Genomic DNA, 20,615 nt, shown 5'->3' with positions numbered 1-20,615 from the left:
CATGGCGCATCAACGCAGCTCACAGCCTCGGCTGTCACCGAGCAGTTACAACGAAGATATTCGCGCGTACGAAGAAGACATCCGCGCGGTCCTCGCGCCGCGCCTCGCGTACTTCGAGGCGGTCGCCCGCCACGAGCACGTGACGCGCGCCGCGCAGGAGCTGGGCGTCCCGCAGTCCACGCTCTCGCGCGCGATGGTGAGGCTGGAGGACGACCTCGGCGTCGCCCTGTTCGCGCGCAAGGGCCGCACGGTGTCCCTGACCCCGGCCGGCCGCACCTTCCTCGGCTCGGCCGAGCGCGCCCTCGCCGAGGTGGAGCAGGCCGCCGACTCGGTACGCGCCGACGCCGACCCCACCGCGGGCAAGGTGGCCTTCGGCTTCCTCCACACGCTGGGCTCCGAGACCGTCCCCGCCCTGATCCGCGCCTTCCGGGCCGACCACCCCCGGGTCCGCTTCCAGCTCGTCCAGAACTACGGCGAGGCCATGATCGAACGCCTCCGCGCCGGCGGCCTCGACCTCTGCCTGACCTCCCCGGTCCCGGACGCCCCCGACCTGGTCACCCGCCGCCTCGACGAACAACGCCTCCGCCTGGTCGTGCCCGAGGACCACCCCCTGGCCACCCGCCGCCGCATCCGCCTCGCCGAAGCGGCCGACGAAACGTTCGTCACCCTGGAACCCGGCTACGGCCTCCGCCGCATCACGGACGACCTCTGCGCGGCAGCGGGCTTCGTCCCCCGGGTCGCCTTCGAGGGCGAGGAGGCGGAAACGCTGCGCGGCCTGGTGGCGGCGGGCCTGGGCGTGGCCCTCCTGCCCCCGCCCGCGGTGGCCCGCCCGGGCGTGGTGGAACTGACGGTGACGGCGCCGAGAGCGGTGCGCGAGATCGGCGTGGCGTGGCTGGACGGGCACCCGGACACCCCGCCGGTGGCGGCGTTCAAGAAGTTCCTGCTGGGGAGGCGGGGGAGTTTGCTGCCGGGGTGAGGGGGCGTCTGCCACCGTGGCGTCGGCATGCCGTTGCAGGGAGCACACGGGTTCGCGGGGGCCCGCAGGGGCTCCTCACCCCACCCCCAACGACTCCCCGAACCCCACCGCCAGCGGCATGCGCAGCCCCAGCGGCGGCGGGGCCGCCAGTGCGTCCGTCACCGGGCGGGCGTATGCGTGGCCGAACAGTGTGCCGCGTACGAAGTCGGCTGCCAGGGCCGCGACTTCGGTGCGGTGTTGGCGTAGCGCGTGGCCGTCCGAGTGGACCTCGAAGCGGCAGGTGTCGCGGTTGGCCTTCTTGGCGCGTTCGGCCAGGCGGAAGGAGAGGTCCGGGGCGCAGCGGCTGTCGTTGGTGCCGTGGACCAGCAGGACGGGGCGGCCCACCAGGTGCTTGACCGGTTCGGGGTCGGCGGACGGGTCGCCGGGGAGCCAGGGGGCCATGGCCAGGACCGCGCCGACCGCCGGGTGGCCGCCCGCGCGCAGGGCCGCCCGGGCGCCCATGCCGTGGCCGGCCAGGCAGAGGGGGACGTCGCCGTAGCGGCGTACGGCCTCGTCCACCGCCCACTCCGCGTCCGCCGCGAGGTGGGCGTCGTCCTCGTTCCAGCCGCGGCAGCGGTAGCGCACCACATGGGCCGTGAGGCCGTCGGCGCGGCCCGCGTGGGCCAGGGCGCGGGCCAGCGGGAGGAGGCGGGCGTGGGAGAGGGCGGAGGGGCGGCGATGCGAGTGCGGCTCGCCGTCCGGGAGCAGCAGGACCACGCCGCCGACCGTTGTTGCTCCGGCCGCCGCTCCGACGGCCCGTCCCAGCCGTGCCGCGGGCTGGGGGAGTGCGCGCTGTGCCATGGCGTAACACTGTCAGACGGTCGCGGGTCCGCCACCCCTGTTCGCGGGGTCTGTTACGCAGCGGGGCGCGGGGCGGCTCGACCGTACCGTTATGCAACGACTGGCCCGCTCTACGCGCGTAGGCGCTACAGTGCCTGGATGATGAGCCCGACCCTCAACGTGCCCGGCCCGGACCAGATCCGGCGCGCCCCCAAGGTCCTTCTGCACGACCACCTCGACGGCGGTCTGCGGCCCGGAACGATCGTCGATCTCGCGGCGGCGATCGGCTACGACGCGCTTCCCGAGAACGAGCCCGACAAACTCGGCATCTGGTTCCGGGAGGCGGCGGACTCCGGTTCGCTGGAGCGGTATCTGGAGACGTTCGCCCACACCTGCGCGGTCATGCAGACCCGTGACGCGCTGGTCCGGGTCGCCGCCGAGTGCGCCGAGGACCTGGCCGCCGACGGGGTCGTCTACGCCGAGGTGCGGTACGCCCCCGAGCAGCATCTGGAGGCCGGGCTGACCCTCGAAGAGGTGGTCGAGGCCGTCAACGAGGGCTTCCGCGAGGGCGAGCGGCGGGCCCGGCAGGACGGCAACCGCATCCGCGTCGGCGCCCTGCTCACCGCCATGCGGCACGCCGCGCGCTCCCTGGAGATCGCGGAGCTGGCCAACCGCTACCGGGACCAGGGCGTCGTCGGCTTCGACATCGCGGGCGCCGAGGCCGGGTTCCCTCCCACCCGGCACCTGGACGCCTTCGAGTACCTCAAGCGCGAGAACAACCACTTCACGATCCACGCGGGCGAGGCGTTCGGGCTGCCGTCGATCTGGCAGGCCATCCAGTGGTGCGGCGCCGACCGGCTCGGGCACGGGGTCCGGATCATCGACGACATCGAGGTCGCGGAGGACGGCTCCGTGAAGCTGGGCCGGCTCGCCTCGTACGTACGGGACAAGCGCATCCCCCTGGAGATGTGCCCGACGTCCAACCTCCAGACCGGGGCCGCGTCCTCGTACGCGGAGCACCCCATCGGGCTGCTCCGCAAGCTGCACTTCCGGGCCACCGTCAACACCGACAACCGGCTGATGAGCGGCACGAGCATGAGCCAGGAATTCGAGAAGCTGACCGAGGCTTTCGGATACACGCTCGATGACATGCAGTGGTTCACCGTCAATGGAATGAAGTCCGCATTCATTCCTTTCGATGAACGTCTGGCGATGATCAATGACGTCATCAAGCCCGGATACGCCGAGCTGAAGTCCGAATGGCTTTTCGAGCAGACCGCTGCGACCAGCGTGTCTTCCTCGCCGGCCGGCTGACACAGGCGTACACGAAACGGCCGGGGATCACATTTCCCGGCCGTTTTCCGTGGTGTCGCATGTTTGCGGAGCGGAGTGGCGGCTGACTACGTTGCATAGCCGCTCACATCCCCTTCCCCAAGGATGAATGTCATATGAAGCAGTCTGCTGCCAGGACTCTCGGCGTCGCCGCTCTCGGCGCCGCTTTCGCCGCTGCCGCCGCCGGCACCGCGTCCGCCTCCGCGCTGCCGCTGGAGACCGCGACCAGCGTCCTGCCCGTCGCCGGTGCCGTCGCCGACGCCACCTCGACGCTGCCGGTCCAGGACACCGCCGACCAGCTCCTCGGCACCAGCCAGACCAAGGTCCTCGGCGACGCCACCACCCCCGTCAAGGGCCTCCTCGGCGGCATGCCGGCCGGCGGTCTGACCACCAGCGGCCTGTCCGCCAACGGTCTGCCGCTCGGCGGCTGAGCCGAAGCCGGAACACGCCTGTGGGCGGACACCCCGACCGGGGTGGCCGCCCACAGGCGTGTGTACGGGATACGGGAACGGCTACCAGGCGGTCGAGGACGACGACCCCTCCTGCGGCAGCAGCAGCCACAGCGCCAGATAGAGCAGGAACTGCGGGCCCGGCAGCAGGCACGAGACCAGGAAGATGATGCGCATGGTCCTCGCCGACGTGTCGAAACGCCGCGCCAGCGCTGCGCACACTCCGCCGAGCATGCGTCCGTCACGGGGGCGGGCAAGTGCGGCCATGGTGGGCTCCTTCGCGAACCGTTGCGGGGAGCAGTCCGGTGTGCTCCCGATACGTCCATCGTGCCGCGACGAACCGGACGAAGCGTCGCTCTACGGGGCCATCCCGACCCCGGAAATCGTCGGGGTCGAACCCTGAGGGATCGAACTCTGAGCGACCTGGGGGATCGAGCCTTGCGGGGCCTCGTGCCCCCTCCGCGCCACCGCATGCGCCCCAGCCGCTCCGCCGCGCCGCCGCAGCCGCGCCCGGCACGCGGGCACCACCAGGACGTGCGCGAGGGCGACGCCCGCCGTGTTCAGGAACAGCGAGTCCACGTCCACCACCTGGCCGGGCACCCCGGTCTGCCCCAGCTCGATGGCCAGCGAGATCAGGGAGCCGGCCGCGACCGTACGGGCCAGCGAGAGCCACGGGGACACGTACAGCCGGCCCCCGGCCATCGGGAGCAGCACGCCCAGCGGCGCCAGGAGCAGCAGCCCGCCGCCGATCCGGCGGAACGCGGCGGCGGGGCCCAGCGACAGATCGGCCCTGATGCCGGCGAAGGGCGAGAGGTTGGCGGCGTTCATCCACGGCACGTCCAGCGGACGCAGGGTGAGCCACCCGACGAGCAGCAGATGCGCGAGGAGCAGCGACACCCCGAACGCGCGGAAGCGGATGACGGCCTGGCCGTCCGTACCTTGACGCACGAAGCCCTAGACGCGGGCGGCGGCCGGATCGGTTCCGCCGGACCCGGGGAGACCTGCCTCACGAAGGGGCCCAGGGCGCCCTACGGCACCCCCACCGTGCTCGGCACCGCCTTGGGGCTCGCCTTCGTCTCCGCCGTGCACAGGTAGCCGTGGGCCGGGTAGTCGCCGGGACCGCCCAGCGTCACCGTGTCGCCGGTGGACAGGGCCTCGCTGTCCGCGAAGGTGCAGACGACCTGGGCCAGGGCCTCGGCCGGCAGGTCCTCCGGCTGCTCGTTGAGCCGCAGCGCGCTCTTCGCGTCGCCGAAGCGGGGTCCGAAGACGCGGAGCGTCGCGGGGACGTCGGTGGAGAAGCCCGCCTGCCGTTCGTCCGCCGTGGGCTGCTTGCGCAACTCGTCCAGCAGCTCCGTGGCGACCGCCAGCCGGTCCGACTTGGCCTCCTGGACCTGCACCGCCCGGTCCACCGTCACCAGCTGCGAGGCGCAGACCAGGTACACCTGCACGGGGATGCCCCGCCCGGCCTCGGCCGCGGCGTCCTCGGCGGGCATCGCGCACGGCACCCGGGACGGGGCGGCACCGGCGTCCACCGGCACCGAGGTCGTACGGATGCCGCAGCCCGCCGCCAGTACGGCACAGAGTGCGGCACCTGCCAGGGCGGCGGCGGTTCGGTGTCCCCGGCTTTCGCTGCGCCTCACGTCGCGTCGTCCTCCTGGTGGTCCGGTATCGGTGCGTCGTGATCCCCGGCGGTACGGCTCGGCGCCCCGGGGTCGCGCGGCAGGCGCAGCACGAAGATCGCGCCGTCGCCGTCGGGGGAGTTGCGGGCGGTGATGTCGCCGTTGTGGATGTGCGCGTTCTCCATGGCGATGGAGAGCCCGAGCCCGCTGCCGTCCGAACGCGGCCTGGACGCGCTCGCCTTGTAGAACCGGTCGAAGACGTGCGGCAGGACGTCCTCGGGGATGCCGGGGCCGTGGTCCCGGACCTCGATGACCAGCTCCTCGCCCTCGATGCGCACCGAGACCCGTACCGGCGAACCGCCGTGCTTGAGCGCGTTGCCGATCAGGTTGGCCAGGATCACGTCGAGCCGGCGCGGATCGAGGCGGACCATCATGCCGCGCTCGGCGTCCAGTTCGACGGCGTCCAGCCAGGCGCGGGCGTCGATGCAGGCGGTCACCTGGTCGGCGACGTCCACGTCGTCCAGGACGAGGCGGGCGGTGCCCGCGTCGAAGCGGGTCACCTCCATCAGGTTCTCCACCAGGTCGTTCAGCCGACGGGTCTCGCTGACCACCAGGTTCACCGCGGGGGCGATCATCGGGTCGAGGCTGTCGACCTCGTCCTCCAGCACCTCCGTGACCGCGGTGAGGGCGGTCAGCGGCGTACGCAGTTCGTGCGACATGTCGGCGACGAAGCGGCGGCTGGCCTCCTCGCGGGCGCTCATGTCCGCGACCTTCTTCTCCAGCGAGCTGGCGGTCCGGTTGAACGTCCGCGACAGGTCCGCGAGTTCATCGGTGCCGGACACCACGAGCCGGGTGTCGAGCTTGCCCTCGCCGAGCTTGCGGGCCGCGTCCCCGAGCCGCTGCACCGGCCGCAGCACGGTGGTGGCCGCCGCCTGCGCGAGCAGCGCCGAGCCGACCAGCGCGAGCGCGGTGGCGATCCCGAGCGACCAGGCGAGCGAGCTGAGGTCCTGCCGCTCCTGGTCGAGCGACTTCAGCATGTAGCCGGTCGGCCCGCCGCCGATGATCTTCGTACCGGCGACGAGATACGGCGTGCCGCGTATCGAGGTGCGCTGCCAGAACAGGTGGTACTCGTACTTGTTGCCCGCCTTGACCGGCTGCTTGCGGTCCACCTGCTCCTGCAACGACAGCGGTACGTTGTCGCGGGTGAAGGTGTCGAGGTCGCTGTTGCCGACGATGGGCTTGCCCGGGTCGCGCTCGTCGATCAGGAGCACGCTGTAGCCGGGGCTGCTGCTCGCCATCTGCACGGCGGCCGTCTGGAGGTCCTCCTTGCTGGGGCGCAGCGGCAGCGAGGCGGCCCGGGTCTGCATCTCCTGGCGGAAGTCCCCGAGCGCCGCGTCCTGCGTACGCGTCAGCACGGCCTCGCGGTTGAGCCAGTACGCGATGCCGGAGGCCGAGACCGCCGCGGTCAGCGCGACGAGGCCGAAGACGATGACGAGCCGCAGGCGCAGGCTGGTCCAGCGGAGCCCGGCGCGCAGGCCCCGCCGCACAGCCGTGCTCACTGCGGCGAGTCCAGCCGGTAACCCACGCCCCGTACGGTACGGATCAGGGTCGGCGAGGACGGTACGTCCTCCACCTTGGCGCGCAGCCGCTGGACACAGGCGTCGACCAGCCGGGAGTCGCCCAGGTAGTCGTGCTCCCAGACCAGGCGCAGGAGCTGCTGCCGGGACAGGGCCTGGCCGGGCCGGCGGCTCAGTTCGAGCAGGAGGCGCAGCTCGGTCGGCGTGAGCTGCAGGTCCTCGCCGTTCTTGGTGACGGTCATGGCGGAGCGGTCGATCACCACGTTCCCGAAGGTCGCGGAGTCGGTCGACTCCCGTTCCCCTCGGCGCAGCACGGCGCGGATACGGGCGTCGAGCACCCGGCCCTGCACGGGCTTGACCACGTAGTCGTCGGCGCCGGACTCCAGGCCCACCACGACGTCGATGTCGTCGCTGCGGGCGGTCAGCAGGATGATCGGCAGCTGGTCGGTGCGGCGGATGCGCCGGCACACCTCGAAACCGTCGATCCCGGGCAGCATCACATCCAGCACGACCAGGTCGGGGCGCTGCTCGCGCAGCAGGTTGAGGCCGTCCTCTCCCGTCGCCGCGGTGGCCACACGGTGGCCCTGGCGTGACAGCGAGAGTTCGAGGGCCGTGCGGATGGCGTCGTCGTCCTCGATCAGCAACAGGAAAGGCACTTGGTCATTCTGACCCATGGGCCGCGCCAGTTCGACAGTTGGTCCCCCTGATGCGTGCCCCATACGTCCCTCATGCATCCGGAAGCACGGATTCATGACCCCGCCGGGCCCTGTGACAGCCCTGTGACAGTCGGCGGACAGCGCCATGAAACTGCCCCGGCAAGCTCGTTGGCACAAGGAACGGACGGACTCCACCGATGGGGGGCGCGAGATGAACGCAACTCACAGCATCAACGCAAGCGCAGTTGTCACGCGTCTCCACGATGTCGGGCGGAGCACCGAGAAGTCCGGCGCCGCAGTGAACGGACGGGGGTGCGTTCGAGGCGCCGGGCGTCAGCACACGTCATTCATGACGGTGGTTGACGCGGGGGGCAACGGGGGAAGCGCGTACGGGGAGGACTCGGGGGAGCGGAAGTCACCGGAGCGGTCCGGGGACGCCGAAGCGGCGTTCACGGCCTATGTCCGGGAGCGCCGCGCCTCCCTGTACGCGACCGCCTACCACTTGACCGGTGACCGGTTCGAGGCCGAGGACCTGCTCCAGAGCGCCCTCTTCTCGACGTACCGGGCCTGGGACCGCATCAGCGACAAGGCCGCTGTCGGCGGTTATCTGCGCCGCACGATGACCAATCTGCACATCAGCGCCTGGCGCAGGCGCAAGCTGAACGAATACCCGACCGAGGAGCTGCCGGAGACGGCGGGCGACACGGACGCGATGCGCGGTACGGAGCTGCGCGCCGTGCTCTGGCAGGCGCTGGCGCGCCTTCCCGAGTTGCAGCGCACGATGCTCGTCCTGCGGTACTACGAGGGTCGTACGGACCCAGAGATCGCGTCGATCCTCGACATCAGTGTCGGCACGGTGAAGTCGAGCATCTGGCGGTCGCTCCGCCGGCTGCGCGAGGACGAGGTCCTCAGCTTCGGCCGTGACGAGGAGGAGTCCTTCGGCGAGCTGGTGGCCTGAAGGCTGGGGGAACGGGGGCGCGCTGCCGCGTCGGGGGACGCGGTGGTGTTGTAACGGGGGAAATAACGGGGGCCCGAGGGATACGGGGGTATCTCGGGGGATACGGGGAAGCTGCGGGGTCGGACGGGCCGGGGGGTCCTGTCCGGCCCCGCGGTGCGTTTCGGGGGCTCTGCCCCCGGGCCCCCGCTCCTCAATCGCCGGAGGGGCTTGAATGTGCCGGCGTCCTGCATCGGCCCGCCGCGGCCGCCGCCAGGCGGCCCAGCGCTTCCTGTTTCGCGCACGCGTGCGCGCCCAGCGCGACATGGCGGGCCACGATGCGGCGTTCCGTACGCATCAGGCGCCAGCCACGACGGAGCAGGAACGGGACCGACTTGCGGCCCTCGCGGAGGTCGCGGAGGAGGCGGCGGCGGAAGGTCGTGGAGGGGCGGCCGCGCAGGCAGAGGGCGTCGGCCAGGAGGCCCAGGGACTGGCAGCGGTCGATGATGTCGGCCGCGAAGATGCCCTCGGCCACGAAGAGCGGGGTGCGCCCGATGTGCTGGACCTCGTGGCCGGTGCGGGAGCTGGTGGAGATGTCGTACACCGGGACGTCGGTGCGGCCGGTCCGGCAGAGTTCCGTGATCGCGGTGACGGCGGCGTCGGCGTCCCAGGAGGCCGGGGAGTCCCAGTCGATGTCCGTGCTGCCGGCGACGAGCGGCAGGGTGGGGTCGTCGGCTTCCTTGTAGAAGTCGTCGAGGCGCAGCACCGGGAGGCCGGTGCGGGCGGCGAGGGACGACTTGCCGGAGCCGGAGGGGCCCGTCAGGAGGACGACGCGGGTCGAAAGCGCTTGGGAACTCACGGGACACCAGTGTGAGGCATTGACCCGAACAAGGGACCCCCGGAGGTCCTGTTGGTATCGCTCATCACACCTCAACTACTCTGTGCGTTCGGTCGATTACCCGGCCGATGGTCCGATCATCCCGATCAGGTGGGAAATCCATGGCACGTCACGCACTTTCCAAGTCCCGGCGCCGCACCCTGCTGCGCGCAGGTCTGACCGTCACCGCGGTCGGCGCCGCGCTCGGCGCGGGGGGTGCGGCGGCGCAGGCCGCCCCGCTGCCCGTCGTCCAGGAGACCGGGGCCGACGTCGGCCTCGCGGAGGCCACCGAGGCGGCCGGGGGCGCGGTCACCGGGGCGCTCGGGCAGTCGCTGGAGCACAGCGTCGCGCCCGTCACCCACCTGCGGCTCGACCCGCTGGCCGGCACCGGCACGGACCCGCTGGACAACGCGGTGGGCACCCAGGTCGCCGACTTCAAGCCGCTCTCCACCGCGCTGGTCACCGACCCGCTGACGAGCGGCGGCGCCATCAAGGACCTGCCCGTCGTGGGCCCGGTCGTGGAGGGGCTGCGCGGCTGAGTTTCCGCGGGCAGCGGGACGGCCCGTTCCCCGGAGGCGCCTCCGGGAAACGGGCCGTGTCCGTTACGTCCAGCCGGGTGCGGTCAGTACGAGGAGCCCGACGCGCCCAGCGCGCCCGTCGGGTGCCAGACCGTCTTGGTCTCCAGGAACGCCGTCAGGCGGTGCGTGCCCGGGTCGGCGGTCCAGTCGTAGCCGTCGCTTTCCACAGCCTGTGGACGCGAAACGCGCTTCAGGTTGTCCGCCGCCGCGATCTCCAGCTCCTTCGCCAGCTCCGCGTCCGCCCCCGTCAGGTCGATGCCGTTCACGTCCTGGTGGGCGGCGAGCGGCGCGGCGATCTCCGCGGTCTTCCCCGACAGCACGTTGACCACACCGCCCGGCAGGTCCGAGGTGGCCAGCACCTCGCCCAGCGACAGGGCGGGCAGCGGGGACTTCGCGGAGGCGACCACGACCACGGTGTTGCCGGCCGCGATCACCGGGGCGATCACCGAGACCAGGCCGAGGAACGAGGACTCCTGCGGCGCCAGGACCGCGACCACACCGGTCGGTTCGGGCGTCGACAGGTTGAAGAACGGGCCCGCGACCGGGTTCGCGCCGCCCACGATCTGGGCGATCTTGTCCGTCCAGCCCGCGTACCAGACCCAGCGGTCCACCGCCGCGTCCACGACGGCCGCCGCCTTGGACTTCGACAGGCCCTCCGCCTCGGCCACCTCGCGTACGAACTGCTCGCGGCGCCCCTCCAGCATCTCCGCGACGCGGTAGAGGATCTGGCCGCGGTTGTACGCGGTCGCGCCGGACCAGCCGCCGAACGCCTTGCGGGCGGCCACGACCGCGTCGCGCGCGTCCTTGCGGGAGGACTGGGGCGCGTTCGCCAGCCACTTGCCCTTCGAGTCCGTCACCTCGTACACCCGGCCGCTCTCGGAGCGGGGGAACTTGCCCCCGACGTACAGCTTGTAGGTCTTGAAGACGCTCAGACGGTTATCGGACATCGAGGTACGCCTCCAGGCCGTGACGGCCGCCTTCGCGGCCGTAGCCCGACTCCTTGTAACCGCCGAACGGCGAGGTCGGGTCGAACTTGTTGAACGTGTTGGCCCAGACGACGCCCGCCCGGAGCTTGTTCGCGACCGCGAGGATGCGCGAGCCCTTCTCCGTCCAGATGCCGGCCGACAGGCCGTACTGGCTGTTGTTGGCCTTGGCGACCGCCTCGTCCGGCGTACGGAACGACAGCACCGAGAGCACCGGGCCGAAGATCTCGTCGCGGGCGATGGTGTGCGCCTGGGTGACGTTGGTGAAGAGCGTCGGGGCGAACCAGTAACCGGCCGACGGCAGTTCGCACGGGGCGCTCCAGCGCTCCGCGCCCTCCGCCTCGCCGGTCTCCGTGAGTGCGGTGATCCGGGCCAGCTGTTCGGCGGAGTTGATGGCGCCGATGTCCGTGTTCTTGTCCAGCGGGTCGCCGAGGCGCAGCGTGGACAGCCGGCGCTTCAGGGCGTCCAGCAGCTCGTCCTGGACCGACTCCTGCACCAGGAGACGGGAGCCCGCGCAGCAGACCTGGCCCTGGTTGAAGAAGATGCCGGTGACGATGCCCTCGACGGCCTGGTCGATCGGGGCGTCGTCGAAGACGATGTTGGCGCCCTTGCCGCCCAGCTCCAGCGTGACCTTCTTGTCCGTCCCCGCGACGCTCCGGGCGATGGCCTTGCCGACGGCGGTCGAACCGGTGAAGGCGACCTTGTCGACGTCCCCGTGCTCCACGAGCGCCTGGCCCGCGTCGCCGTACCCCGTCAGGATGTTGACGACACCCTTGGGCAGGCCCGCCTGGCGGCAGATGTCCGCGAAGAACAGCGCCGACAGGGGCGTCGTCTCGGCGGGCTTCAGGACCACCGTGTTGCCCGTGGCGAGCGCCGGGGCGATCTTCCACGCGAGCATCAGCAGCGGGAAGTTCCACGGGATGACCTGTCCTGCCACGCCCAGCGGACGCGGGTTCGGGCCGTAGCCCGCGTGGTCCAGCTTGTCGGCCCAGCCCGCGTAGTAGAAGAAGTGCGCCGCGACCAGCGGGAGGTCCGCGTCGCGGGTCTCCTTGATCGGCTTGCCGTTGTCCAGGGTCTCCAGGACGGCCAGCTCGCGGCTGCGCTCCTGGATGATCCGGGCGATCCGGAACAGGTACTTGGCGCGCTCGGAGCCGGGCAGCGCCGACCACTTCTCGAACGCGCGGCGGGCCGCCTTCACGGCCCGGTCCACGTCCTCGGCGCCGGCCCGCGCGACCTCGGACAGCACCTCCTCGGTGGACGGGCTGACCGTCTTGAAGACCTTGCCGTCGGCCGCGTCGGTGAACTCACCGTCGATGAACAGGCCGTACGAGGGGGCGATGTCGACGACGGAGCGGGACTCCGGCGCCGGTGCGTACTCGAATGCGGATGCCATGGGTATCAGTCCACCGTCACGTAATCGGGGCCGGAGTAACGGCCGGTGCTGAGCTTCTGGCGCTGCATCAGCAGATCGTTCAGCAGGCTGGAGGCGCCGAAGCGGAACCAGTGGTTGTCCAGCCAGTCCTCGCCCGCCGTCTCGTTGACCAGCACGAGGAACTTGACCGCGTCCTTCGAGGTGCGGATGCCGCCGGCCGGCTTCACGCCGACCTGGACGCCGGTCTGCGCGCGGAAGTCGCGCACCGCCTCCAGCATCAGCAGGGTGTTCGCGGGCGTGGCGTTCGTCGCCACCTTGCCGGTCGAGGTCTTGATGAAGTCCGCGCCGGCCAGCATCCCGAGCCAGGAGGCCCGCCGGATGTTGTCGTACGTGGACAGCTCACCGGTCTCGAAGATCACCTTGAGCCGGGCGGACCCGCACTCCGCCTTCACGGCGAGGATCTCCTCGTACACCTTCAGATAGCGGCCGGCCAGGAAGGCGCCCCGGTCGATCACCATGTCGATCTCGTCGGCCCCGGCCGCCACGGCGTCCCGGACGTCCGCGAGCTTCACGTCGAGCGCGGCGCGCCCGGCGGGGAAGGCCGTCGCCACGGACGCCACCTTCACGCCGGAGCCGGCCAGGGCGGCGGCCGCGGTGGCCGCCATGTCGGGGTAGACGCAGACGGCCGCGGTGCGCGGGGTCGTGCGGTCGGTGGGGTCGGGGTTGACGGCCTTGGCGGCGAGGGCCCGGACCTTGCCGGGAGTGTCCGCGCCTTCGAGCGTCGTCAGGTCGATCATCGAGATGGCGAGGTCGATGGCGTACGCCTTGGCCGTCGTCTTGATCGACCTGGTTCCGAGGGCTGCGGCGCGCGCTTCGAGTCCGACCGGGTCGACGCCGGGCAGCCCGTGCAGGAAGCGGCGCAGCGCACTGTCGGACGCCGTCGCGTCGGCGAATGCGGGGAGGGTGGTGGGCATGGTCACCACATGAGCATATCTACGCGCGTAGCGACCTGTACAGGGACCCAGGTCATCCGCGCATCCCCCGCCCTCCGCGCCCCCGCGCGTCGGCCGCCACCGCGCCCCCGCGCCGCGTCAGGCACAATCGGGCTCATGACGAGCCCCACGCCTGCCGACGAGCCCACCTATGCCGACCGGACCTTCCGGTCGCCCGCCGGGCTGGCCGGGGGCGTCCTGCTCCTCGTGCTCGTCTGCGGGATCGGCGGCGACGCCGTGCTCCGGGGCGACGGCCGGGTGCCGTGGATGGCGCTCGCCGGGATGCTGACCGCCGTGCCCGTGATCGTCGCCTTCACGCTGCGCCCGCTGGTCGCCGCGAACGACGCCCGCATCCGCATCCGCAACCCGTTCCGCACGATCACGCTGCCGTGGAGCGACGTGGCCGACGTACGGGCCGGGTATTCGAGCGAACTCTTCACGCACGACGGCACGAAGTTCCAGCTCTGGGCCGTCCCCGTATCGCTGCGGCAGCGCAAGAAGGCCGCCCGCCAGCAGTCCCGGCAGGCGCTGGACGACCCGTACCGGCGTACGTCCACGATCGCCGACGTACGCAACACCAAGGCCCGCACCGCGGCCGCCGACCAGACCGTCGCGGACCTGCGCGAGCTGTCCGAGCGGGCCGGCGACAAGCCCGCGCCCGGCGCCCCCACCGCTTCGGTGCGCTGGGCGTACGAGGTCATCGCCCCGGCCGTCGTCGGCGCGGTGCTGCTCGTGGTCCTCGGCGCGACGGCCTGAGACGCGGGCGGGGCGGCCCGGCCGCCCCGCCGCTCCCGTCAGATGCCCGCCGCTGCCGCCAGGTCGCGCTTGATGCCGGTCAGCAGCTCCGCGGCCCTGGCCCGGGCCGCCGGCAGCGCGTCGGGGGAGCCGACCGGGACGACGACCTCCAGGTAGCACTTCAGCTTCGGCTCGGTGCCGCTCGGGCGGACGATCACCCGGGCGCCGTCCAGCGTGTAGCGCAGCCCGTCGGTCGGCGGCAGCCGGTCCGTGCCCCGCGACAGGTCCTCCGCCGAGGTCACGGGCAGCCCCGCCAGGGCGGCCGGCGGCTGCTCGCGCAGGCGGCGCATCGCGTCCGCGATGACCGACAGGTCCTCGACCCGCACCGAGAGCTGGTCGGTCGCGTGCAGCCCGTGTTCGAGCGCGAGGTCGTCCAGCAGGTCGAGCAGCGTGCGGCCCCGCTCCTTCAGTACGGAGGCGAGTTCGGCGACGAGCAGCGCGGCCGTGATGCCGTCCTTGTCGCGGACGCCCTCCGGGTCCACGCAGTAGCCGAGCGCCTCCTCGTACCCGTAACGCAGCCCCTCGACGCGGGCGATCCACTTGAAGCCCGTCAGGGTCTCCTCGTAGCCCAGGCCCGCCTTCTCGGCGATCCGGCCCAGCAGCGAGGACGAGACGATGGACTCCGCGAACACGCCGGTGGCGCCCCGGCGCACCAGGTGCGCGGCCAGCAGTGCGCCGGTCTCGTCGCCCCGCAGCATCCGCCAGCCGCCGTCCGCCGCCGGGTCCGGCACGGCCACGGCGCACCGGTCCGCGTCCGGGTCGTTGGCGATCACGAGATCCGGGTTTGCGCGGCGCGCGGTGGTGAACGCGAGGTCCATCGCGCCGGGCTCCTCCGGATTGGGGAAGGCCACGGTGGGGAACGCGGGGTCCGGCTCGGCCTGCTCCGCGACGAGCACCGGGGCCGGGAAGCCGGCCCGGTCGAACGCGGCGGTGAGCATGGAGGTGCCGACGCCGTGCATCGCGGTGTACACGGTGCGGGCGGTGCGCGGCGACTCGGCGTCGAGCACGGCGTCCGTACGGGCCAGGTACGCGTCCAGGACCTCGTCGCCCAGGGTCTCCCAGCCGGTCTCCGGGCGGGGGACGGTGTCCAGCGGGCCGACCGCCGCGATGGCCGCGGCGATCTCGCCGTCCGCCGGCGGCACGATCTGCGAGCCGTCGCCGAGGTAGACCTTGTAGCCGTTGTCGCGGGGCGGGTTGTGGCTGGCGGTCACCTCGACACCGGCGACGGCGCCCAGGTGCCGTATGGCGTACGCGAGCACGGGGGTGGGCAGCGGGCGGGGGAGGACCGCCGCGCGGAGGCCGGCGCCGGTCATCACGGCGGCGGTGTCCCGCGCGAAGTCGGCGGACTTGTAGCGGGCGTCGTAGCCGATGACGACGAGACCGCCGGCCTGCCCCTGGTCCTTGAGGTACGCGGCGAGGCCGGCGGCGGCACGGATGACCACGGAGCGGTTCATGCGCATCGGGCCCGCGCCCAGCTCGCCCCGCAGTCCGGCGGTGCCGAACTGGAGGGTGCCCGCGAAGCGGGTGGTCAGCTCTGCGGTGTCCTCGGCGGCGAGGAGCTTGGCGAGCTCTTCGCGGGTGTCGGGGTCGGGGTCCTCGTCCAGCCAGGCGCTGGCGCGGGCGAGGAGGTCCGGGGGTGTCGTCACGGGGTGCCTTTCGTGTGCGGTGGGCGGGGTGGGTGCTGCCCGGAGCCCGCTCCTCAAACGCCGGCGAGGCTTACGGGTAAGCCCCTCCGGCGTTTGAGGAGCGGGGGTTTGGGGGCAGCGCCCCCGAAACGGCGGTCAGATCCGGTCCAGCACCCGCGCCAGCAGGGACCCCATCCGCGTCGCGGAATCCCGCCCCGCCTGAAGGACCTCCTCATGGTTCAGCGGCTCCCCGCTCAACCCCGCCGCCAGGTTCGTCACCAGGGACAGGCCCAGCACCTCCGCCCCCGCCTCCCGGGCGGCGATCGCCTCCAGGACCGTGGACATGCCGACCAGGTGGCCGCCCATCACGCGGACCATGTTGATCTCGGCCGGGGTCTCGTAGTGCGGGCCGGGGAACTGGACGTACACGCCCTCTTCGAGCGTCTCGTCCACCTCCTTGCACAGCGCGCGCAGGCGCGGCGAGTACAGGTCGGTGAGGTCCACGAAGTTGGCGCCGATGATCGGCGACGCCGCCGTGAGGTTGATGTGGTCGCTGATCAGGACCGGCTGCCCGGGGCGCATGCCCTCCCGCAGGCCGCCGCAGCCGTTCGTGAGGATGACCGTCCGGCACCCCGCGGCGACCGCCGTACGGACCCCGTGCGCGACGGCGGCGACGCCGCGGCCCTCGTAGTAGTGCGTGCGGCCGAGGAACACCAGGGCGCGCTTGTCGCCGATGACGTGCGAGCGGATCGTGCCGCCGTGGCCCTCGACGGCGGGCGCCGGGAAGCCGGGCAGGGCCGTCACCGGGAACTCGGCCGCCGGAACGCCGAGCGCGGCAGCGGCCGGCGCCCAGCCGGAGCCCATCACGAGGGCGACGTCGTGAGTCTCGGCACCGGTCAGCTCGCGCAGGCGGGCGGCGGCGTCGGCGGCGGCGGCGTGCGGGTCGCCCTGGATGTGGTCCGGAATAAGTGATGCGTTCACGCGGATGAGCGTAACCGCTGAATCCCTACGCGCGTAGATGCCCCTGCACAGAGTCTTGCGGCAATCGTTCGTGTGTTCCGACAATCGGTCCGGCGGCCGGACTCCTCAGCAGGGGCGCTTGCGCAGTTCCATCACGTAGTCGTGCGGCGCGCCCGCCGATTCGGCCGCGTCCGCGATCTCGCCCAGATAGCGGGCGGACGGCAGGCCGCCCTCGTAACCGTTGAGCACATAGATCCAGGCCGGCTCCTCGCCGTCCAGGGTGTGCACCCGGATCCGCATGCGCCGGTAGATGTCGAGGCCGACGCCCTCCCAGCGGTCCATGGAGTCCTCGTCCATGGGGGCCAGGTCGTACAGGGCGACGAAGACCTGGGAGCGGGGCGCCTCCACCACGGTGGCCAGCGCGCCTTCCCAGCCCATCTGCTCCCCGCCGAAGGTCAGCCGCCAGCCGTTCAGCCAGCCGGTGCCGCGCAGCGGTGAGTGCGGGGCGCGGCGCGTCATCAGCCGCGCGTCGAGGTTGCCGGCGTACGCGGCGTAGAGCGACATGGGATCGAGGGTACGGGAGGTGGCGGCGGGCATGCCGGTTCCTGTGAGGAACGCCCCCCGAGGGGAGGCGCGAACGGGGCGGCCGGGTCCGCCGGGTCCGTGCGCCGTGCGCCCCGGCGCACGTATGGAGGGCCCCGGGGAGAAGCACCTTGGCGCGTGCGGGACAATGAAGTACGTACTGCATTCCCCCGGGGCGATCCCCCGGACCCCGGCCGGGACAGCAGACGGCCGTGGGACGAGAAACGCGAGGCGGACTTTTCGTGACCCGGATCGTGATCATCGGCGGCGGACCCGGCGGGTACGAGGCGGCACTGGTGGGCGCCCAGCTCGGCGCGGAGGTGACCGTCGTCGACTGTGACGGCCTCGGCGGCGCGTCCGTCCTCACCGACTGCGTGCCCTCGAAGACCCTGATCGCGACGGCCGAGGTGATGACCACCTTCGACTCCTCGTACGAGGAGCTGGGCATCATCGTCGCGGACGACACCCCGCACATAGAGCAGGCCGCGCGTGTGGTCGGCGTCGATCTGGGGAAGGTCAACCGCCGCGTCAAGCGCCTGGCGCTCGCCCAGTCCCACGACATCACCGCATCCGTCACCCGCGCCGGCGCCCGCGTCATGCGCGGCCGCGGCCGTCTGGAGGGCCTCCAGGCCGCCGACGGCTCCCGCCAGGTCGTCGTCACGGCCGCCGACGGTACGGAGGAGACGCTCACCGCGGACGCCGTGCTGATCGCGACCGGCGGGCACCCCCGGGAGATCCCGGACGCGCAGCCGGACGGCGAGCGCATCCTGAACTGGACCCAGGTCTACGACCTCGACGAGCTGCCGCAGGAACTCATCGTCGTCGGTTCCGGTGTGACAGGTGCCGAGTTCGCCGGCGCCTACCAGGCCCTCGGCTCGCGCGTCACGCTCGTCTCGTCCCGCGACCGGGTGCTGCCCGGCGAGGACCCCGACGCGGCGGCCGTCCTGGAGGACGTGTTCCGGCGGCGCGGCATGAACGTCATGGCTCGCTCCCGCGCCCAGTCCGCCAAGCGCGTCGGCGACCGGGTCGAGGTGACCCTCTCCGACGGCCGGGTCATCTCCGGCACGCACTGCCTGATGGCCGTCGGCGCCATCCCGAACACCGCGGGCATGGGCCTGGAGGAGGCCGGCGTCCGGCTCAAGGACTCCGGGCACATCTGGACCGACAAGGTCTCCCGTACCAGCGCGCCCGGCGTCTACGCGGCCGGTGACGTCACCGGCATCTTCGCGCTCGCCTCCGTCGCCGCCATGCAGGGCCGCATCGCGATGTACCACTTCCTGGGCGACGCGGTGGCCCCGCTGGACCTCAAGACGGTGTCCTCCAACGTCTTCACCGACCCGGAGATCGCCACCGTCGGCTACACCCAGGCGGACGTCGACGCGGGCAAGATCGAGGCGCTGGTCGTCAAGCTGCCGCTGCTGCGCAACCCGCGCGCCAAGATGCAGGGCATCCGGGACGGCTTCGTCAAGATCTTCTGCCGCCCCGGCACCGGCATCGTGGTCGGCGGCTGCGTGGTCGCCCCCGGGCGAGCGAGCTGATCCATCCGATCTCGATCGCGGTCGACAACAATCTGACGGTCGACCAGATCGCAAACACCTTCACTGTGTACCCGTCCCTGTCGGGATCGATCGCCGAAGTGGCCCGCCAGTTGCACAGCCGTAAGCGCACGGGCGGGGCGTGACCCCCCTTCGATCAGGAGAGGACAACAAGGCGGTCTCCTATATCACTTGGTGACCGCCTGCATGTACAACTTCTGCTAATCGGCGCAAACTGCTGAAAAGTCTCGCGCGGTCACGTTACTGTCAGTTTCGTGTTCGCTGCAGAACGTCGTCAGTTGATCCTCGAAATGGTGCGCGCCAACGGGGCGGTATCGCTCCGTGAGCTCGCCCGCGTCGTCCAGACCTCCGAAGTGACCGTACGGCGGGACGTGCGGGCACTGGAGGCAGAAGGACTCCTCGACCGCCGACATGGCGGTGCGGTCTTGCCGGGCGGTTTTACGCGGGAGTCCGGCTTTCCGCAGAAATCCCATCTCGCGACCGCGGAGAAGACGGCCATCGCCGACATGGCCGCCGGCCTCGTCGAAGAGGGCGAGGCCATCGTCGTCGGTGCCGGTACGACCACGCAGGAGCTGGCCCGCCGGCTCGCGCGCGTCCCCGGCCTGACCGTCGTCACCAACTCGCTGCTCGTCGCCCAGGCGTTGGCCCATGCCAACCGGGTGGAGGTGGTGATGACCGGGGGCACCCTCCGCGGCTCCAACTACGCCCTCGTGGGCAGCGGGGCGGAGCAGTCCCTCCAGGGGCTGCGGGTCTCCCGCGCCTTCCTGTCCGGGAGCGGGCTCACCGCCGAGCGCGGGCTGTCCACGTCCAACATGCTCTCCGCGAGCGTGGACCGGGCGCTGGTGCAGGCCGCGGCGGAGGTGGTGGTCCTCGCGGACCACACGAAGCTCGGTTCCGACACGATGTTCCAGACCGTGCCGACGGATCTCATCACCCATCTGGTGACGGACGAACCCGCCGCGCACGACGATCGGTCGGCGGCGGAGTTGCAGGCGTTGGCGGATCAGGGCGTACGGATCGCTGTCGCGGGGAGTGGGACCGCCGCGGGGGCCGCGGATCCGGGGGCGGGGGGAGGCCCCCCGCCAGGCGCGAGATGCCCTTGCCCGGGCAGCGGCGTACCCAGGGGCAGCCGTTGCGGGCGCTCGGGGAGCCGGGGGCGGCCGGTGAGCGGGATCGGGAGCGGGCGCGGGTGGCGGACCTGCGGCGGCGGTAGCTCGGGGGCGCTGCCCCCGGACCCCCGCTCCTCAATCGCCGGAGGGGCTTGATTCGGCGCTGTCGGAGGGGCTTGAAGTGAGCCCCCGTAGCGTCAGCTTCAGCAGGCGGTTCGCCAGGTCCGGGTCGTCCGGGCTCTGTTCCGCCGCCAGGGCGATCGCGTTCGTCAGTTGCATCAGGTCGTCTATCGAGACGTCCTGCCGCACCGTGCCCGCCGACTGGGCCCGGGCCAGGAGGGCCGAACCCGCCTCGCGCAGGGGGGTGTTGCAGCGGGCCAGGGCCGAACTCTCGTCGCGGCACGTCGACATGAGCGCCTGGGCGAGGCCCCGGTACTCACCCGCATGGGTGACGATCGCGCCCAGCCACTCCACCAGCGCCGCGCACGGCCGGTCCGAGCCGGCCAGTTCGCGGGAGCGGGTGATCAGGGCGGTCACCGCCTCCTGGAAGACCGCGCTCATCAGCGCGTGCCGGGTCGGGAAGTGGCGGTAGAGCGTGCCGATGCCCACCCCCGCGCGCCGGGCGATGTCCTCCAGGGACGCGTCGGTGCCGTGTTCCGCGAAAGCGGTACGGGCCTCCGCCAGCAGCCGGGCGTAGTTGCGCCGCGCGTCGGCACGCATGGGCCGGGCCGGTGCCCCTGCCGTGCTCATCGCCATGGTGCGGTCCCTCCTGTCTCCCCGGCCTGTCTCCCCGGTCTCCAGGATGCCATCGCGCGGGCGGCCCC

20 protein-coding genes and 2 pseudogenes are annotated in these 20,615 nt (G+C 72.1%); 8 read left to right on the top strand and 14 right to left on the bottom strand.

Annotation, left to right across the window (positions count from 1 at the left end; genetic code table 11):
* Position 1: 1 nt before the first annotated feature.
* Entirely contained in the window at positions 2–976 is a 975-nt protein-coding gene (locus NEH16_RS11795; RefSeq protein ID WP_265541885.1) for a LysR family transcriptional regulator, read from the top strand.
* A 75-nt stretch (positions 977–1,051) separates the two neighbouring features.
* On the opposite strand, the gene NEH16_RS11790 is transcribed toward NEH16_RS11795, so the two are convergent.
* Positions 1,052–1,732: an alpha/beta hydrolase gene (locus tag NEH16_RS11790; protein WP_265547156.1), complete on the bottom strand. Its 681-nt coding sequence runs from the start codon at positions 1,730–1,732 to the stop codon at positions 1,052–1,054.
* Positions 1,733–1,954: 222 nt separating this feature from the next.
* Here NEH16_RS11790 and NEH16_RS11785 point away from each other — a divergent pair, with 222 nt between their 5' ends.
* Both NEH16_RS11785 and NEH16_RS11780 read left to right on the top strand, forming a co-directional pair.
* Entirely contained in the window at positions 1,955–3,109 is a 1,155-nt protein-coding gene (locus tag NEH16_RS11785) for an adenosine deaminase (RefSeq protein WP_073964300.1), read from the top strand.
* Positions 3,110–3,243: 134 nt separating this feature from the next.
* Positions 3,244–3,558 carry a hypothetical protein gene (locus tag NEH16_RS11780; protein WP_073964299.1) on the top strand — a complete coding sequence of 105 codons (315 nt, stop codon included), beginning with the start codon at positions 3,244–3,246 and terminating at the stop codon, positions 3,556–3,558.
* Between the two features lie 81 nt (positions 3,559–3,639).
* Here NEH16_RS11780 and NEH16_RS11775 read toward each other — a convergent pair whose 3' ends face one another.
* The 5 genes from NEH16_RS11775 to afsQ1 form a co-directional block, all read right to left on the bottom strand.
* Positions 3,640–3,843 (bottom strand): PspC domain-containing protein, encoded by a 204-nt coding sequence (locus tag NEH16_RS11775; protein WP_265541879.1) that lies wholly within the window; start codon positions 3,841–3,843, stop codon positions 3,640–3,642.
* A 90-nt stretch (positions 3,844–3,933) separates the two neighbouring features.
* Positions 3,934–4,524 (bottom strand): VanZ family protein, encoded by a 591-nt coding sequence (locus NEH16_RS11770; protein WP_073964297.1) that lies wholly within the window; start codon positions 4,522–4,524, stop codon positions 3,934–3,936.
* Positions 4,525–4,604: 80 nt separating this feature from the next.
* Positions 4,605–5,216 (bottom strand): hypothetical protein, encoded by a 612-nt coding sequence (locus tag NEH16_RS11765; RefSeq protein ID WP_265541877.1) that lies wholly within the window; start codon positions 5,214–5,216, stop codon positions 4,605–4,607.
* Positions 5,213–6,754, bottom strand: a complete 1,542-nt coding sequence (locus NEH16_RS11760) for a sensor histidine kinase (protein ID WP_073964295.1) — start codon at positions 6,752–6,754, stop codon at positions 5,213–5,215. The genes NEH16_RS11765 and NEH16_RS11760 overlap by 4 nt, the downstream gene beginning before the upstream one ends.
* Positions 6,751–7,428 (bottom strand): two-component system response regulator AfsQ1, encoded by a 678-nt coding sequence (afsQ1, locus tag NEH16_RS11755; RefSeq protein ID WP_026171255.1) that lies wholly within the window; start codon positions 7,426–7,428, stop codon positions 6,751–6,753. The genes NEH16_RS11760 and afsQ1 overlap by 4 nt, the downstream gene beginning before the upstream one ends.
* A 211-nt stretch (positions 7,429–7,639) precedes the next feature.
* On the opposite strand from afsQ1, the gene NEH16_RS11750 reads away from it, so the two are divergent.
* A complete protein-coding gene (locus tag NEH16_RS11750) occupies positions 7,640–8,386 on the top strand; it encodes a SigE family RNA polymerase sigma factor (protein ID WP_073964294.1) in 747 nt (248 codons plus the stop codon).
* Positions 8,387–8,576: 190 nt separating this feature from the next.
* Here NEH16_RS11750 and NEH16_RS11745 read toward each other — a convergent pair whose 3' ends face one another.
* Positions 8,577–9,185 (bottom strand): uridine kinase family protein, encoded by a 609-nt coding sequence (locus NEH16_RS11745; protein ID WP_265872055.1) that lies wholly within the window; start codon positions 9,183–9,185, stop codon positions 8,577–8,579.
* A 176-nt stretch (positions 9,186–9,361) separates the two neighbouring features.
* On the opposite strand from NEH16_RS11745, the gene NEH16_RS11740 reads away from it, so the two are divergent.
* Positions 9,362–9,778, top strand: a complete 417-nt coding sequence (locus NEH16_RS11740; RefSeq protein ID WP_073964293.1) for a hypothetical protein — start codon at positions 9,362–9,364, stop codon at positions 9,776–9,778.
* 83 nt (positions 9,779–9,861) lie between these two features.
* On the opposite strand, the gene NEH16_RS11735 is transcribed toward NEH16_RS11740, so the two are convergent.
* Genes NEH16_RS11735 through deoC form a run of 3 tightly spaced genes read right to left on the bottom strand, consistent with a single transcriptional unit; the run spans position 9,862 to position 13,146 of the window.
* The gene (locus NEH16_RS11735; protein WP_265541870.1) at positions 9,862–10,764 is read right to left on the bottom strand and encodes an aldehyde dehydrogenase family protein; all 903 of its coding nucleotides are present in this window, start codon (positions 10,762–10,764) and stop codon (positions 9,862–9,864) included.
* On the bottom strand, positions 10,754–12,193 hold the full coding sequence (locus NEH16_RS11730; RefSeq protein ID WP_265541868.1) for an aldehyde dehydrogenase family protein: 1,440 nt from the start codon (positions 12,191–12,193) through the stop codon (positions 10,754–10,756). The genes NEH16_RS11735 and NEH16_RS11730 overlap by 11 nt, the downstream gene beginning before the upstream one ends.
* A 5-nt stretch (positions 12,194–12,198) precedes the next feature.
* Positions 12,199–13,146 (bottom strand): deoxyribose-phosphate aldolase, encoded by a 948-nt coding sequence (gene deoC, locus NEH16_RS11725; protein ID WP_073964290.1) that lies wholly within the window; start codon positions 13,144–13,146, stop codon positions 12,199–12,201.
* 135 nt (positions 13,147–13,281) lie between these two features.
* On the opposite strand from deoC, the gene NEH16_RS11720 reads away from it, so the two are divergent.
* Positions 13,282–13,920 (top strand): PH domain-containing protein, encoded by a 639-nt coding sequence (locus NEH16_RS11720; RefSeq protein ID WP_265541865.1) that lies wholly within the window; start codon positions 13,282–13,284, stop codon positions 13,918–13,920.
* 38 nt (positions 13,921–13,958) lie between these two features.
* Here the strand turns inward: NEH16_RS11720 and NEH16_RS11715 are convergent, their stop codons facing one another.
* From NEH16_RS11715 to NEH16_RS11705, 3 genes are all read right to left on the bottom strand, one after another.
* Positions 13,959–15,605 carry a phospho-sugar mutase gene (locus NEH16_RS11715; RefSeq protein WP_265541863.1) on the bottom strand — a complete coding sequence of 549 codons (1,647 nt, stop codon included), beginning with the start codon at positions 15,603–15,605 and terminating at the stop codon, positions 13,959–13,961.
* 135 nt (positions 15,606–15,740) lie between these two features.
* Positions 15,741–16,565 (bottom strand): purine-nucleoside phosphorylase, encoded by an 825-nt coding sequence (locus tag NEH16_RS11710; RefSeq protein ID WP_073964287.1) that lies wholly within the window; start codon positions 16,563–16,565, stop codon positions 15,741–15,743.
* 105 nt (positions 16,566–16,670) lie between these two features.
* Complete coding sequence (locus NEH16_RS11705; RefSeq protein WP_026171252.1) at positions 16,671–17,108, bottom strand: gamma-glutamylcyclotransferase; 438 nt, start codon at positions 17,106–17,108, stop codon at positions 16,671–16,673.
* Positions 17,109–17,368: 260 nt separating this feature from the next.
* On the opposite strand from NEH16_RS11705, the pseudogene NEH16_RS11700 reads away from it, so the two are divergent.
* Together NEH16_RS11700 and NEH16_RS11695 are read left to right on the top strand one after the other, a co-directional pair.
* Positions 17,369–18,807 (top strand): annotated as a pseudogene (locus NEH16_RS11700) (NAD(P)H-quinone dehydrogenase).
* Positions 18,808–18,972: 165 nt separating this feature from the next.
* Positions 18,973–19,895: pseudogene (locus NEH16_RS11695) on the top strand (DeoR/GlpR family DNA-binding transcription regulator).
* Positions 19,896–19,926: 31 nt separating this feature from the next.
* Here NEH16_RS11695 and NEH16_RS11690 read toward each other — a convergent pair.
* On the bottom strand, positions 19,927–20,547 hold the full coding sequence (locus NEH16_RS11690) for a TetR/AcrR family transcriptional regulator (protein ID WP_265541857.1): 621 nt from the start codon (positions 20,545–20,547) through the stop codon (positions 19,927–19,929).
* Positions 20,548–20,615 lie beyond the last annotated feature (68 nt).

The organism is Streptomyces drozdowiczii, assembly GCF_026167665.1.
In the GTDB taxonomy this organism is placed as follows: domain Bacteria; phylum Actinomycetota; class Actinomycetes; order Streptomycetales; family Streptomycetaceae; genus Streptomyces; species Streptomyces drozdowiczii_A.
This window is presented reverse-complemented; position numbering and strand designations above follow the sequence as displayed.

Coding starts and splice junctions, on each gene's coding strand:
- NEH16_RS11795 (WP_265541885.1), top strand. CDS start 2: ATGGCGCATCAACGCAGCTCACAGCCTCGGCTGTCACCGAGCAGTTAC.
- NEH16_RS11785 (WP_073964300.1), top strand. CDS start 1,955: ATGATGAGCCCGACCCTCAACGTGCCCGGCCCGGACCAGATCCGGCGC.
- NEH16_RS11780 (WP_073964299.1), top strand. CDS start 3,244: ATGAAGCAGTCTGCTGCCAGGACTCTCGGCGTCGCCGCTCTCGGCGCC.
- NEH16_RS11775 (WP_265541879.1), bottom strand. CDS start 3,843: ATGGCCGCACTTGCCCGCCCCCGTGACGGACGCATGCTCGGCGGAGTG.
- NEH16_RS11750 (WP_073964294.1), top strand. CDS start 7,640: ATGAACGCAACTCACAGCATCAACGCAAGCGCAGTTGTCACGCGTCTC.
- NEH16_RS11740 (WP_073964293.1), top strand. CDS start 9,362: ATGGCACGTCACGCACTTTCCAAGTCCCGGCGCCGCACCCTGCTGCGC.
- NEH16_RS11735 (WP_265541870.1), bottom strand. CDS start 10,764: ATGTCCGATAACCGTCTGAGCGTCTTCAAGACCTACAAGCTGTACGTC.
- NEH16_RS11730 (WP_265541868.1), bottom strand. CDS start 12,193: ATGGCATCCGCATTCGAGTACGCACCGGCGCCGGAGTCCCGCTCCGTC.
- deoC (WP_073964290.1), bottom strand. CDS start 13,146: ATGCCCACCACCCTCCCCGCATTCGCCGACGCGACGGCGTCCGACAGT.
- NEH16_RS11720 (WP_265541865.1), top strand. CDS start 13,282: ATGACGAGCCCCACGCCTGCCGACGAGCCCACCTATGCCGACCGGACC.
- NEH16_RS11705 (WP_026171252.1), bottom strand. CDS start 17,108: ATGTCGCTCTACGCCGCGTACGCCGGCAACCTCGACGCGCGGCTGATG.
- NEH16_RS11690 (WP_265541857.1), bottom strand. CDS start 20,547: ATGGCGATGAGCACGGCAGGGGCACCGGCCCGGCCCATGCGTGCCGAC.